Annotated in this window: 15 protein-coding genes; 12 read left to right on the forward strand and 3 right to left on the reverse strand. The window is 41.1% G+C overall.

Going from position 1 to position 12,689, the window contains the following annotated elements:
- Window positions 1-62: 62 nt before the first annotated feature.
- Window positions 63-1,205 carry a recombinase family protein gene (locus AB1488_09615; protein ID MEW6410348.1) on the reverse strand — a complete coding sequence of 381 codons (1,143 nt, stop codon included), beginning with the start codon at window positions 1,203-1,205 and terminating at the stop codon, window positions 63-65.
- 386 nt (window positions 1,206-1,591) lie between these two features.
- On the opposite strand from AB1488_09615, the gene AB1488_09620 reads away from it, so the two are divergent.
- Entirely contained in the window at window positions 1,592-1,813 is a 222-nt protein-coding gene (locus AB1488_09620; GenBank protein ID MEW6410349.1) for a helix-turn-helix transcriptional regulator, read from the forward strand.
- Between the two features lie 367 nt (window positions 1,814-2,180).
- Here the strand turns inward: AB1488_09620 and AB1488_09625 are convergent, their stop codons facing one another.
- Both AB1488_09625 and AB1488_09630 read right to left on the reverse strand, forming a co-directional pair.
- On the reverse strand, window positions 2,181-2,411 hold the full coding sequence (locus AB1488_09625) for a KH domain-containing protein (protein ID MEW6410350.1): 231 nt from the start codon (window positions 2,409-2,411) through the stop codon (window positions 2,181-2,183).
- A gap of 365 nt (window positions 2,412-2,776) precedes the next feature.
- Window positions 2,777-2,920 carry a hypothetical protein gene (locus tag AB1488_09630; GenBank protein ID MEW6410351.1) on the reverse strand — a complete coding sequence of 48 codons (144 nt, stop codon included), beginning with the start codon at window positions 2,918-2,920 and terminating at the stop codon, window positions 2,777-2,779.
- 224 nt (window positions 2,921-3,144) lie between these two features.
- On the opposite strand from AB1488_09630, the gene rpoZ reads away from it, so the two are divergent.
- The 11 genes from rpoZ (at window position 3,145) to AB1488_09685 (ending at window position 12,633) form a co-directional block, all read left to right on the forward strand.
- Window positions 3,145-3,495, forward strand: coding sequence for a DNA-directed RNA polymerase subunit omega (gene rpoZ, locus AB1488_09635; protein ID MEW6410352.1), 351 nt, complete (start codon window positions 3,145-3,147; stop codon window positions 3,493-3,495).
- Between the two features lie 184 nt (window positions 3,496-3,679).
- Window positions 3,680-4,939 (forward strand): glycosyltransferase, encoded by a 1,260-nt coding sequence (locus AB1488_09640; GenBank protein MEW6410353.1) that lies wholly within the window; start codon window positions 3,680-3,682, stop codon window positions 4,937-4,939.
- 7 nt (window positions 4,940-4,946) lie between these two features.
- Window positions 4,947-6,908: a glycoside hydrolase family 15 protein gene (locus AB1488_09645; GenBank protein MEW6410354.1), complete on the forward strand. Its 1,962-nt coding sequence runs from the start codon at window positions 4,947-4,949 to the stop codon at window positions 6,906-6,908.
- Between the two features lie 419 nt (window positions 6,909-7,327).
- Window positions 7,328-8,143: an inositol monophosphatase family protein gene (locus AB1488_09650; protein ID MEW6410355.1), complete on the forward strand. Its 816-nt coding sequence runs from the start codon at window positions 7,328-7,330 to the stop codon at window positions 8,141-8,143.
- Between the two features lie 27 nt (window positions 8,144-8,170).
- Window positions 8,171-8,665, forward strand: a complete 495-nt coding sequence (gene purE / locus AB1488_09655) for a 5-(carboxyamino)imidazole ribonucleotide mutase (protein MEW6410356.1) — start codon at window positions 8,171-8,173, stop codon at window positions 8,663-8,665.
- A complete protein-coding gene (locus tag AB1488_09660) occupies window positions 8,665-9,549 on the forward strand; it encodes an ARMT1-like domain-containing protein (GenBank protein MEW6410357.1) in 885 nt (294 codons plus the stop codon). The genes purE and AB1488_09660 overlap by 1 nt, the downstream gene beginning before the upstream one ends.
- Complete coding sequence (locus AB1488_09665; GenBank protein ID MEW6410358.1) at window positions 9,546-10,163, forward strand: L-threonylcarbamoyladenylate synthase; 618 nt, start codon at window positions 9,546-9,548, stop codon at window positions 10,161-10,163. The genes AB1488_09660 and AB1488_09665 overlap by 4 nt, the downstream gene beginning before the upstream one ends.
- Complete coding sequence (locus tag AB1488_09670) at window positions 10,147-10,425, forward strand: hypothetical protein (protein ID MEW6410359.1); 279 nt, start codon at window positions 10,147-10,149, stop codon at window positions 10,423-10,425. The genes AB1488_09665 and AB1488_09670 overlap by 17 nt, the downstream gene beginning before the upstream one ends.
- A gap of 10 nt (window positions 10,426-10,435) precedes the next feature.
- Window positions 10,436-11,350 carry a radical SAM protein gene (locus tag AB1488_09675; GenBank protein MEW6410360.1) on the forward strand — a complete coding sequence of 305 codons (915 nt, stop codon included), beginning with the start codon at window positions 10,436-10,438 and terminating at the stop codon, window positions 11,348-11,350.
- Between the two features lie 18 nt (window positions 11,351-11,368).
- Window positions 11,369-11,893 carry a TlpA disulfide reductase family protein gene (locus AB1488_09680; protein ID MEW6410361.1) on the forward strand — a complete coding sequence of 175 codons (525 nt, stop codon included), beginning with the start codon at window positions 11,369-11,371 and terminating at the stop codon, window positions 11,891-11,893.
- Between the two features lie 20 nt (window positions 11,894-11,913).
- Complete coding sequence (locus AB1488_09685; protein MEW6410362.1) at window positions 11,914-12,633, forward strand: cytochrome c biogenesis protein CcdA; 720 nt, start codon at window positions 11,914-11,916, stop codon at window positions 12,631-12,633.
- The last annotated feature ends 56 nt before the right edge of the window (window positions 12,634-12,689 follow it).

The following is a 12,689-nucleotide window of genomic DNA, read 5'->3' on the forward strand; positions in this document are numbered from 1 at the left end:
CAGGAAATCTTATATCACTATTGTGGAAAAAGTGGGGAATTACTTTGATACTAACTGGGGAATTATTCTGATACCAGGTGGGGAATTATTTTGATACTAACTGGGGAATTTCGCTGATACTCGACATCTAGATTTTGAACAGTCGTTTTTGCCTGTTCTTTTGCCCGCTGTTCGTCTTTATCCAGCTCACACAATACGTGGCCCGTGTCTTGGCTCGACAAAGAAACTTTTTGAAGATGGGCTTTAATCTGGTCGAGAAGGTTTTCTTCCCTTAAAAAGTGTTTTTCCTGACAGGGCCCCTTTTTCTTGGTGCAATGATAATAATGATGTCCTTTTTGTGTCTCAGCGGTGATTGAACAGCCGCAGGAAGCGCACTTCATTAACCCAAGAAAGGCAAAGCCGTGTTTTCTGACTTTTTGTGGTTTTCCTTTGTCTTGGATAATTTCTTGAACCCTATCAAAAAGTTTCTTTGAGATTAGCGGCTCGTGAGCTCCTTCAAAGACTTCGTCTTTATATTTCATAAGGCCAGTGTAGAAAATATTTTGTAGCATCCTGTGAATATTGCCTATTGAAATGTCTTTGCCGAGATTTCCTTTCAAGCCTTTGTCTCTACACCAATCTGAGAGAGAATCTAATGTGTAATTTTCTGTTGAGTAAAGTTCAAAGAGTTTTTTGACTTTAGGGGCTTTGTCTTTATCGATATCAATCATTCTGGTTTTAGGGTTATTGAGGTAGCCAACCGGAGCCCAGCCGGGCCAGACTCCGTTTCTGATTTTCTGCCTAAGACCTCTTTTTACATTCTCTCGCAGATTATCTACAAAATATTTTGATTGACCAAAGGCAATATTTAGCATAAATAACCCTTGCGGTGTTGGTTCAAACCAGAAGGTAGGAAACTTGAGGGACTTAATCAAACCGCAATCTATCAGATAGATAATTTTACCTCCATCAACAGAATTACGGGCAAGGCGGTCAGGATGCCATGCCAAAATTCCATTGGCTTTTCCTTTTTTAATCAATGACAACATTTCAGCGAACTTCGTTCGCCCAGGTTCTTTGGCAGTTTTTGCTTCCTGAAAGGAAGCGACAATTCCAAGTTTTTCTTTGGCGGCAAATTCTTTTAATTCTTGAAGCTGAGCTTCAATAGAAAGGACTTGCCTGTCCTCATCCTCTGTTGATTTTCTGGCGTAGATAAAGTATCTCATGGTTTTGGTTGGTTAAGTTAATAATAAAATAAAAATGAAAAAATTTTCTTTTACTGTTCCGACAAGCGGGACACAAAATCGCCAATTGATTTTTTCCTTTAAAATTCCATACAATCTGGTCGCCGAGTCCCGCCGAACGCGGGACGAGGCGTTGACCTTTCCTGAGTGGTGCAGAATACTGAAAATAGTGCGAACATTTTTCGCCGCAGGCGGCGAAAAATGAGCCACCCAAATCTTGCGGCTTGAACCACATTTTAGTAAAAGAAAATTTTTTCATTATTATTATACAGAAATCCTAATGGATTTTTGTTTTTTAATCTTGATTTCTTATATACACTCTAATATTCTGACTTTGAATATTCTTGATTAGAATATATCATAAAATCATGCCAAAAACAATACATTCAGAAAAATATCGAAAGCTTGTTAGTAAATTAAAATCCGCTCGTCGGGAAGCTGGGTTTACACAAATACAAGTAGCTAAAAGGCTAAAAAAGACTCAATCTTATATCTCTAAAGTTGAAGCAGGAGAGCAAAGAATTGATGTTATTGAACTAAAAATGTTCGCTGATTTATATAAGAAGGTTTTAAATTATTTTATAAAATAATTTGTGAAAAAATACTGGGATAAAAATTTGCAGTTGATAAAAAAGTTATTTAACTTATGTCTATGACTACAGGGCTACCCCGAGAATTTCAACTAAACAGTTTTATGGTTAGCGAAAATCCTTCAATATGATTTAAAATAAACAAAGAGAACTAGAAAGAATGAAGTTTCTGATTAAGGATTATAATTCAAGTATTGAGGGAATGCTTTCATTAAGATAGGCAGTCAATATATCGGGGAAGAGCGTTAGTACATCACATTTCATTTTCAGGACAAAGAGCAGCCTTCTCGGAGAAGGTCATAACTCTTCCCTTTATTTATACTCATCGACTGAGCAATTAAGATTCAGTTTTGGAGTATTATTCAGCCTATTCCAATATTTCAAGAACACAACGCTTGCCGAGCTTAGTACCTGCAGCACTCAGTATTGTTCTCATTGCTCGCGCTGTATTTCCCTGCTTTCCGATAACCTTCCCAATATCACTTTTAGCAACACGCAATTCAAAAACAACGGTTCTTTCTCCTTCTACCACGGCAACTGAAACTTCCTCCTGTCTATCTACCAGAGACTTCGCAATTTGTTCAACTAGTGATTTCATGTCCACCTCCATTTGAATCTGGGTTGTTTTTTACAGACCCGATATTTTCAAAAGTTTTTTCACAACAGATGTTGGTTGTGCTCTGAGTCTGATTAATAATAGCCTTGTTAGATTTCTACTATTAATAAGATATTATCATATACACTTAGACAAAACAAAAGAGGAAGTGCTAAAGACTGGAAGTGCCTCCCCGTAAAGCTTCGCAACGTGGCAAGCAGAGCAATAGCGCAACAGAGCCGCAGAAACTTAAGGGGTCATGACGCCATACCTCCTAATAATTAATTAACCATCTTTTTCAGATTCCAGAATTATTAAATGGGGTTCGTTATGGAACTATTAAGGTGGGGTTTGGCTTTCCTGTTAATTTATTTTTTATTAACCTTATTAACTTTTTTACGAACTGGTTTCTTTAAACAGGTTTGGCAAATCGATGATCCTTTTGCATCATAACACCCATTTTCATCAATCGTTTTCTCTAAATCCCCGCAATATATTTTTATCTTTTTCATATTAATGTATTGTAGGCCCCCTGTGATTTAGTAGCAAGGTAAATCAGTTTGATCGGATTCGAAAGTTAAGGATTATAGGTAGAAAGCGAGAAAATTATCTCAATAATTCTTTTGATATCTATTTAGTTTAACTTGTGTTAAAGTACTACTGACTTTAAAAGCTTGAAAAGACTCTCGGCCTTTAAAGCCGTAAGGCTTTTTTTCTATAAAGGAAAAAACATAATATGGATTTAATATCCTTACCAATTGAAAAAAATGAGAATCGATTTAGGCTTGTAATGGCAGTTATAAAAAGGGCAAAAGCGTTATATCAAGGGGCAATGCCAAGAATAGATAGTAAGTCAAAAAAGATGACAAGTATAGCACTTGAAGAAATAATATCCGGCTCTATAAATGTTCTTTCAGGCGAGGCTGCGGTAAAAGCCGAAGAAGAAGCTAAGAGGATAACTTACCAAAATATGATGGACGAAGCTAAACAGAAAGCATCATTTCCTGAAGAAATGACTAAAATCGAAAAAGACCTCCAAGTCTATCTTCGAGAAAAAGAAGAAGTGGTCGTTGAAAACACCACGTAGTGGAGCACCCATGAGAAAGACTTTCAATAGTACTCAGGATAAAAATATCCTTATATATAGGCTCAATCTTAAAAGTCAAACCCTTCGAGAGAAGGCGACAGAATAATTACCAACAAAGCCTGTATTAAATATTTTGATAAAAAAGAAAAGGAAATCTTAGGGAAGAAGAATGTAGAAATCAATTATGATAATAAAGACAAAACATGAAAAACTGACTGTGCTGCATGTGGCAACCCTTAATCAGCCGATCAGGCCAGACCTTGGGTATGGTCCCATAGAAACAGTCGTCTATAATATAGATAAAGGACTCCATTCTTTAGGTCACAGGTCGATCGTTGCCTGTTCAGGCGATTCCAGAGTCGTCGGGGAACATTACGTGACTGTTGATCAAAGCATCGGTGACTATTGGAGCGATAATACCCCGGAACGGCGTAAAACCATGAATATACACCTTTCAAGGGTATTGGACAGGGCAAAGATGGGCGACATTGACGTCATACACACGCATGATGCAAAAGCGGTTGAGTTCATTTATGACAGTGTATTCAGCATGCATGTACCAATTGTGATGACCCTTCACGTGTCCTCAAAAGACAGCTTGTTGGAAGGAGCTTACCAGCGCTGGTGTAATCCTCTGTCATCTCCCCTAGTATATTGCGCTGCTATAAGCGAATATCAAAAAAGGCAGTATAGTGACCTAGTAAACGCAGAGAATGTTGTCTACCACGGAATTGACGTTGAAGAATACCCTGTAAAAGAGGAGCCGGTCAAAGGAAGCTATTTGTTTACTATCGGCAGGGTAACCCGTGACAAGGGACAGGACAAGGCCATAGAAATTGCGAAAAAAACAGGTTCTAAACTTATCATTGCCGGTTGTGTCCAGAACAAACCCGCAGACAGGGAGTTTTTTATGGGCTTGAAAAACTCTATCGATTTATTCGTTGATGTTGGCAAAAAACTCGTTGATAATGACTATTATGACAGGGTAATAAAGCCGTTATTGGACTGCGACAAACAGATTATCTACATCGGAGAAATCAGCAGCGAGCATAAAAAACAATGGTACCAGCATGCGCGGGCTACCTTATTCCCTATACAATGGGGAGAACCTTTCGGGCTTATCCAGATCGAATCGATGGCATGCGGTACGCCGGTCATAGCATTCAATAAAGGCGCTGTTCCAGAAATAATGGTGGACGGAAAAACAGGGTTCATAGTAGATTCCATGAATGCTATGATTGAAGCAGTCAGCCGCATCGATAGTATTGATCCTCGTGAATGCCGGAGACATGTGCAGATTCATTTTTCCATAACAAGTATGGCCTTAAAATATTCAAAATTATATCATCAAATAATCGACAGCCATAAAATATCAGAAAGCTGCAGCAGTTTGTCAGACAGCTATCTTTCTAAACCTCTCCACCATGGTACGATAGCCACATAATAAACACATGCCCAAAGACATTCCGGTAAGCAACGGCAATCTTCTTTTTAATTTTGACTCAGATTATCAGATCAGGGATGTGTATTTCCCCTTTATAGGACAGGAGAACCATTCAAAAGGAGACCCTTTTCGGTTCGGTGTGTGGGTGGATGGACGATGCTCCTGGATGGGAACGGAATGGGAAAAGGATCTGAGGTATCGCGATAACAGCCTCGTTACTGATGTTTCTCTGAAAAACGAGTCCCTGGGCCTGGAACTGCGCTGCCATGACGTGGTTGATGTGGACTTGAACGTATATATAAAAAAAATTACGGTAATAAATCTGAGAGGGTCGGAGCGTCAGGTAAGGCTCTTTTTCAGTCACGACTTTCATCTCTATAGCAATGCTATCGGAGACACGGCTTATTTTGATCCACGGACCCGCTCCATCATCCACTACAAAGCCAATCGTTACTTTCTCATTAATTGTTGCAAATCTGAAAAGTGCGGCGTGGATTACTACGCCTGTGGCGACAAGGAGGTTCCGGGAAGGAACGGAACCTGGAAAGACGCCGAGGATGGAGAACTTAGCGGTAACCAGATTTCATGGGGCTCTGCCGACTCTACAATAGGAATATGGCTGCAATTGCCCTCCGGTGGGAAAGCAGAAGCTTTTTACTGGATTGTAGCAGGCACGCATTACAATGAGGTGGCTCAACTCAACCGGGATGTTATAGAGAAGACGCCGGATGAGCTGATTAAACGCACATCGGATTACTGGGGAGCGTGGGTCAATAAAGAACCCAGGTCTTTTGGAGACTTGTCAAAATCTGTCATTGACATTTTCGAACGCAGCCTCCTGATTTTAAGAACTCAGATCGACAACAGGGGAGCAATCATTGCAGCAAATGATTCGGATATAGTCCGTTTTGGAAGAGATACGTATTCTTACATGTGGGGACGCGATGGGGCTTTCGTAGCCGCTGCATTGGCAAAGACCGGTTACACGCATGTGTGTATGAAATTTTTTGACTTTTGCGCCCGTGTTCTATCAGAGGAAGGATATCTTTACCAGCATTACAATCCTGATGGATCACTGGCCAGCAACTGGCATTCCTGGTTAGTGGATGGAAAGGAAGTGCTCCCAATACAGGAGGACTCGACCGCTTTGATTCTCTGGGCACTCTGGATACACTTTAAGAGTTCGAAAGACATAGAATTCATCAGAACTCTCTATGATAAGCTTATTAAAAAGTCTGCTGACTTTATGGTAACTAACCGCGATCCTGAGACTAAACTGCCCATCCCCTGCTATGATCTCTGGGAAGAGCGGTTTGGGGTGCACTCTTTTACTGTAGCAGCAGTGATTGCCGGTCTCAGGGCAGCAGCGAATTTTGCAAAACTCTTTCAGGATGCTTCCCTGGCAGAGAAATATGACAAAGTGGCCGAACAAATGAAGGAGGGGCTTGAAAGGCATCTGTACCACACGGGTCTAAAGAGGTATGCCCGCTCCGGTTACAAAAAAGGCAAAGTATATGAACTCGATGAAGTGATCGATGTCAGTCTGTTGGGACTCACGATTCTGGGGATATTGTTTCCCGGAGATCCGCGGATGGTCAAAACAATGGAAGCAATACGCAGGCAACTATGGCTCAAGACCCCTGTTGAAGGCTGTGCCCGATACCAGAATGATGTTTATCATCGGCAGAGCGACAGCCCGGCAGATATTCCCGGCAATCCCTGGTTTATTTCAACGCTCTGGTTAGGGGAGTATTTTATAGCCCGTGCCGAAAGTCTTCAGGAACTCCGCGAGGCCATTCCTTACCTTGAGTGGTGTGGGAAGAATGCTCTTCCTTCCGGTGTGCTTGCAGAGCAGGTACACCCTGTAACCAGTTCTCCTCTTTCTGTTTCACCGCTTACATGGAGCCATTCCTCTTTTGTGTGGGCGGTTCTGCAGTACACTGATAAATACAACTCGTTAAAAAAATAATGGTGTTTAGTACAGCAGGCTCGTCACAGGTCTTGAATGAGATTATTGACTTTATCTGTTGATTACTGAAAGCAATCCACAATTTTATTGAGTATATCATAAGTGTGGAGGAAGAAACATTACACGCTGCAGTTTCTTGACGCTTCACAGCTAATGCAAGTATGATATTTAAGATGAAATTTTTGATATTAAAAAAAGAATTTGCCGCCAAAGGTAAAATCTGTTAAGATTTTAATAGTCCCGCTCTGCGGGACTAAAAACTTGAAATTGTCCAAGAACGCAGCGAGCCCCGACGAAGTCGTGGGCGAGCCGCAAGATTTGGGTGGCTCATTTTTCGCCGCCTGCGGCGAAAAATGTTCGCACTATTTTCAGTATTCTGCACCAATCGAAAATGCATGATCACTATTCACTGATCACTGATGACTAAGATGGTTGACCTTGATAAAGCCTTAAATACTGCATTAGTCGCCACCTCCAGATCAGGAGAAATCCTCAGGGATTTGTTCAAGAGACAGCGAACACTAAGCAGAAAAACAGACAGTTCTATTGTTACCGAAGCCGATATCGAATCTGAAAATGCCATAAAGGAAATTATCAGCAACAGCTTTGCTGAACATAGCATACTTTCTGAAGAAGCTGGTTTTAAGGATAAGGGCTCTAATTATATCTGGTGTATCGATCCCCTCGATGGAACAACAAATTTCCTAAAAGGATTCCCTGTTTATGCTGTTTCAATTGCCCTCTTGAAAGATGGCTATCCTGTTCTCGGTGTTGTCCATGAGCCTGAATCAAAAAATACATTCTATGCTATAAAGGGAAATGGCGCATCTCTGAATGGTGAGAGATTAAGTCCCGGAGGTCAGGGATCTAAAACAGGGGATCTGCAGGTTGATATACTTATTGCTATCGGCTCTATATACAGGAAGGGCATCCCTGAATATCTTATTAGGATACTTAGAAAGGCAAAAAACAGAAATATCGGCTCTGCGGCTTTACATCTCTGCTATGTGGCGATGGGATGGTTTGATGCCTATATTGGTGATGGTGGATATATATGGGATATAGCTGGAGGCACTGTTGTGCTTGAAGAGGCAGGCGGAACAATCCTCACGCACGGTGGCTCTCCTTTATTTCCGATGAAGGAAATATACAAGGGCAAAATAGAGAAACTTTCTTTTATAGCTACAGGGAAGGGACTCTATGATAAAATAGCAAAAGACTATCTGAAAGATTGATAAAAGGAATGCACAGGAGGTAGAGTAATGAAGCCATTAGTAGCAATCGTTATGGGCAGCGATTCTGATCTCCCCGTCATGGAGGAGGCTGCAAAGACCCTTGATGAATTTGGTGTACCTTATGAAATGACAATAAGCTCTGCACACAGATCACCCAAAAGGACATCTGATTTTGCAAAAGATGTGGAGAGTAGAGGGCTTCGTGTCATAATCGCAGGGGCTGGTGGTGCAGCACATTTAGCAGGCGTTATTGCATCTGAGACCACTCTACCTGTGATAGGTGTTCCTATTGATGCCTCACCACTGAAAGGAATGGATAGCCTTTTTTCAACCGTCCAGATGCCTCCAGGCGTTCCTGTTGCTACTGTCGGGATAAATAACGCAAGGAACGCAGCCATTCTTGCAGTTCAGATACTGGCTGTGAGTAATAAAGAACTGAGAGATAAATTAAATGCCTTTAAGGCAAAGTTAGAAAAATCAGTAGAGGAAAAGGCTAAGAAGTTAACGAAGAAAATTTCCTGATGAAGGCAGATATAGATTGTATACCATGTTTCTTCAAGCAGACTGTTATAGCACTCAGAGAGGCTACATCTGATAGGTCTGTTTCCGAAAGGGTAATGCGTGAAATAGCCTCATTTGTCAGGGAGGTTGATCTCAGTGAAAACCCTGCTGTCATTACAACGGTTATGCACCGAATGATAAGAACCCTGATTGGATGTGACCCTTATAGCGATGCAAAGCGGAGGTCGAATAGGGCAGTTCTAATGCTTTATCCTGAGCTTGGAAGGATGGTCAGCGAGAGCGATGATCCTCTACTAACTACGGTGAGGATTGCTGCAGCTGGAAACGAGATAGATTTTGGACTCTACAGCACAATTGATATAAAGGGAATTCTAAACGAAGCGATAAATGGTGTATTTGCAATAAATGACTATGATGCGTTTAGAGATGCCCTATACTCTTCTGAAAGTGTAATGTATCTTACAGATAATGCGGGCGAGATAGTTCTCGACAAACTCCTTATTAGTGTGATAAAGGATAAAGGCAAGCATATCACAGTAGGGGTAAAAGGCTCTTCTGTAATAAATGATGCCACACTCAAAGACGCAGAGGAGACAGGAATTACAGATCTGGTGGCTGTTATTGCCAATTCTAATGACTGTGTTGGAACAATACTTGAATTCTGCTCCAATGAATTCCTTGATGCCTTTAACAGCGCTGATGTTATTATAAGCAAGGGACAGGCAAATTTTGAAACACTCTCTGGTATTGAATCCATTCATCTGAAAAATAATAAGGCGATTTTTTATATTTTTAAGGTGAAATGTGATGTAGTCGCAAGAGAGGTAGGAGTTAAAAAAGGTGACATGATTCTAAAGGGTTCAGGGGTGAAGGTTACAAATTGAAGTCAGGATTAAACCTCAGGAGAGCGGCAGAGGTAATAAGGGATGGTGGTGTTATTATATTTCCGACAGATACATTCTATGGTCTCGGTGCAGATGCAACGAACCCCTCAGCAGTCAGAAAGGTCTTTATGGTCAAAGGTCGCTCTGCCGATAAACCAATATCTGTACTTGTCCCTGATAGGAGGAAAACAGAGGCATTGGTATCTGAGATGCCACATGAGGCTGTTATACTTATGGACCACTTTTGGCCTGGTCCACTCACGCTGATATTTAAAGCATCACCCTCGATACCCGAGATACTCACAGCAGGAACAGGAAAAATAGGTATTAGGATACCTGATAACCCTTTGACTATAGAACTCCTCAATCTTTGTGGTGTGCCACTTACCGCTACGAGTGCAAATCCATCAGGAGGTATGAATGCCTCCACTGTTGATGAGGTTGAGGATAGCATAAAGCAGGGTGTTGATTTGATAATTGATGGGGGAAGGACTAAAGGTGAAAAGGAGTCCACAGTGCTTGATATTGCAGAATCTCCACTTGTTATAATAAGAGAAGGGATGATAAGCAGAGAGGCTCTCGGATCCATTTTAAATCATGGGGAACGCTGCTAAGGGTAAGAGTATTGAAGCTATAGCAAGGGACATCGCTGATGGCTATATCTATGTCAACCCATTAATGCTGAAAGGCTTTGATGCCGATTCGCTGAAAGACCTTTATTACAAACTTACAAAGGTGCAGGTTGATACGAGAACAGAGAAATATCCCTTTAATGACACCCAGGAAATAAGGAGAAGAAACTTAAAGCTACAGCGTTTATTTAATTCTATAGTAATCCTGAAAAATTATTTAAGGGAAAAAAGGATTGTTGTATAAATCCGGATCGATGGAATTTATACCCTCTTACCTCAAACTCTCCAGGGAAGAATTCAAAGAACGGATGAAGAATGCCTATGCTATCTTCAAGGAGTGTACCTTCTGTCCGAGGAAGTGCAGAATCGACCGAACAAAAGGTGAAACTGGTATCTGCAGGACTGGAAGCAAGCCTTTTATATCAAGTTATAATCCACATTTCGGTGAAGAAAGACCTCTTGTAGGAAGGCATGGCTCTGGCACGATCTTCCTCGGCAATTGCAATCTACTTTGTATCTTCTGTCAGAATTACACCATAAGTCATCTGAGCGAAGGTAATGAAAGGTCACCTTCTCAGTTTGCTGCCATGATGCTTTTTCTTCAAAGACTTGGATGCCATAATATAAACTTCGTTACTCCGACGCACCAAGTTCCACAGATACTCGGAGCTCTGAGGATTGCAATAGACAGCGGTTTGAATATCCCGCTGGTATATAATTCAGGTGGTTATGAATCTGTTGAGACGATCATGTTGCTTGATGGCATCTTTGATATATACATGCCTGATTTTAAATATACCGACCCAGAAGTGGCATTTGCCCTATCGAAGGCAAGGGATTATCCTGAGGTCGCAAAGGCTGCAATAAAAGAGATGCACAGACAGGTTGGTGACCTTATTATCAATAAAGAGGGTGTGGCGCTCAGGGGTCTTCTCGTAAGGCACCTTGTCCTTCCAGAGGGTCTGGCAGGGACAGCTGAGGTTGCGAGATTTCTTGTTGAGGAGATATCAACGAATACCTATATTAATATAATGGATCAATACCATCCATGCTACAAGGCATTTGACCATCCATCACTTAATCGGAGGATAACGAGGAGAGAGTTTGAGGATGCAGTGAGGATGGCACTTGATGCAGGGATTAAAAGGCTTGATGGGATAACAGTTTAAGACTTCTGGAGGAATAATATGAAGTTATTGATAGCGGTATTCCTGACAGTATCAATGCTCACAGTGATCTTTAGTATTGCATATGCTATATCGCCATGGGAGATAGAAGAACTTCCTGGCAAAAATGCACCCAACTTCACACTCAGGGATTTAGAGGGAAGGGATATCTCTCTATCAGATTTTCATAGGAAGCCAGTCCTTCTTAACTTCTGGGCAACATGGTGCATTCCATGCAGGACTGAAATGCCTTCTATGGAGAGACTACACAGAGAATATAAGGAGAAGGGTCTTGTGATTCTTGCAGTCTCGGTTGACAGGGAATCTGCTGAGAAGGTTAAAAAGTTTGTTAAAGAGCTGAGCCTTACATTTCCGATACTGCTTGATCCACCAGGAAAGACATTTAGGACATATAAGGTCTATGCGATACCTGCAACATTTCTCATTAATAAATATGGTATTATAGTAGATAAAATTATCTGGGAGAAAGATTGGGCAAGCAAGGAATCGAAAGAACTGATAGATAAGATGCTGAGAGATAAATAGATATGGCCGATGCACAGAATATGTCCTACACCATAGCGTTCACTGCAGGTGTTCTCTCTTTTTTCTCTCCGTGTGTATTTCCATTAATCCCATCATACATCTCCTACATGACAGGCGTCTCGTTTGAGGATCTCAAGAATGCATTGGACAGAGGAAAGATCAGGAGGATTACCGCTATAAATTCCTTCTTTTTCATCGCAGGGTTCTCTACGATATTCATCCTCCTCGGTGCATCTTCAAGTGCTATTGGACGGATGTTGCTTGAATATCAGGATACAATAAGAAAGGTAGGAGGCATACTTGTAATTATTTTTGGACTTTACATTGCAGGTGTACTAAGACTTGGCTTTTTATCGAGGGAGAGGAGATTTCATTTAAGGGATAAACCTCTTGGATTCCTTGGCTCATTTTTTGTCGGAATAATCTTTTCTGCTGGATGGACACCCTGTGTTGGACCCATCCTCGCAAGTATACTTTTATACGCATCTACCGCAGGTTCTGTTAGTTACGGCATAAAGCTCCTGACGGTGTTTTCCCTCGGATTAGGAATTCCATTCTTTATTGCTGCAATTGGCATAAACAGTCTTCTATTACACTTCCGCAGAATACAGAGGTATCTTAGGATTATCTCTGTGATAAGCGGTGTATTCCTCATAATCGTCGGCATACTTATCTTCACAAACTACCTTACAGTGCTATCATACTATTTGACAGCACTATTTGGCTCAGCAGGGATATAATAAGGATTAAATGATTATTTTAAGTTTCCTTAGCTCGGTACTGTTTGTATTTTTCA

Source organism: Nitrospirota bacterium (assembly GCA_040756155.1).
In the GTDB taxonomy this organism is placed as follows: Bacteria; Nitrospirota; Thermodesulfovibrionia; order JACRGW01; family JBFLZU01; genus JBFLZU01.

What these genes read in the sequence shown, in the direction of transcription:
- AB1488_09670 (MEW6410359.1), top strand. Translation starts at nt 10,147, where the DNA reads ATGGGGAACGCTGCTAAGGGTAAGAGTATTGAAGCTATAGCAAGGGAC.
- AB1488_09620 (MEW6410349.1), top strand. Translation starts at nt 1,592, where the DNA reads ATGCCAAAAACAATACATTCAGAAAAATATCGAAAGCTTGTTAGTAAA.
- AB1488_09680 (MEW6410361.1), top strand. Translation starts at nt 11,369, where the DNA reads ATGAAGTTATTGATAGCGGTATTCCTGACAGTATCAATGCTCACAGTG.
- purE (MEW6410356.1), top strand. Translation starts at nt 8,171, where the DNA reads ATGAAGCCATTAGTAGCAATCGTTATGGGCAGCGATTCTGATCTCCCC.
- AB1488_09685 (MEW6410362.1), top strand. Translation starts at nt 11,914, where the DNA reads ATGTCCTACACCATAGCGTTCACTGCAGGTGTTCTCTCTTTTTTCTCT.
- AB1488_09615 (MEW6410348.1), bottom strand. Translation starts at nt 1,205, where the DNA reads ATGAGATACTTTATCTACGCCAGAAAATCAACAGAGGATGAGGACAGG.
- AB1488_09640 (MEW6410353.1), top strand. Translation starts at nt 3,680, where the DNA reads ATGATAATAAAGACAAAACATGAAAAACTGACTGTGCTGCATGTGGCA.
- rpoZ (MEW6410352.1), top strand. Translation starts at nt 3,145, where the DNA reads ATGGATTTAATATCCTTACCAATTGAAAAAAATGAGAATCGATTTAGG.
- AB1488_09645 (MEW6410354.1), top strand. Translation starts at nt 4,947, where the DNA reads ATGCCCAAAGACATTCCGGTAAGCAACGGCAATCTTCTTTTTAATTTT.
- AB1488_09660 (MEW6410357.1), top strand. Translation starts at nt 8,665, where the DNA reads ATGAAGGCAGATATAGATTGTATACCATGTTTCTTCAAGCAGACTGTT.
- AB1488_09630 (MEW6410351.1), bottom strand. Translation starts at nt 2,920, where the DNA reads ATGAAAAAGATAAAAATATATTGCGGGGATTTAGAGAAAACGATTGAT.
- AB1488_09675 (MEW6410360.1), top strand. Translation starts at nt 10,436, where the DNA reads ATGGAATTTATACCCTCTTACCTCAAACTCTCCAGGGAAGAATTCAAA.
- AB1488_09625 (MEW6410350.1), bottom strand. Translation starts at nt 2,411, where the DNA reads ATGAAATCACTAGTTGAACAAATTGCGAAGTCTCTGGTAGATAGACAG.
- AB1488_09650 (MEW6410355.1), top strand. Translation starts at nt 7,328, where the DNA reads ATGACTAAGATGGTTGACCTTGATAAAGCCTTAAATACTGCATTAGTC.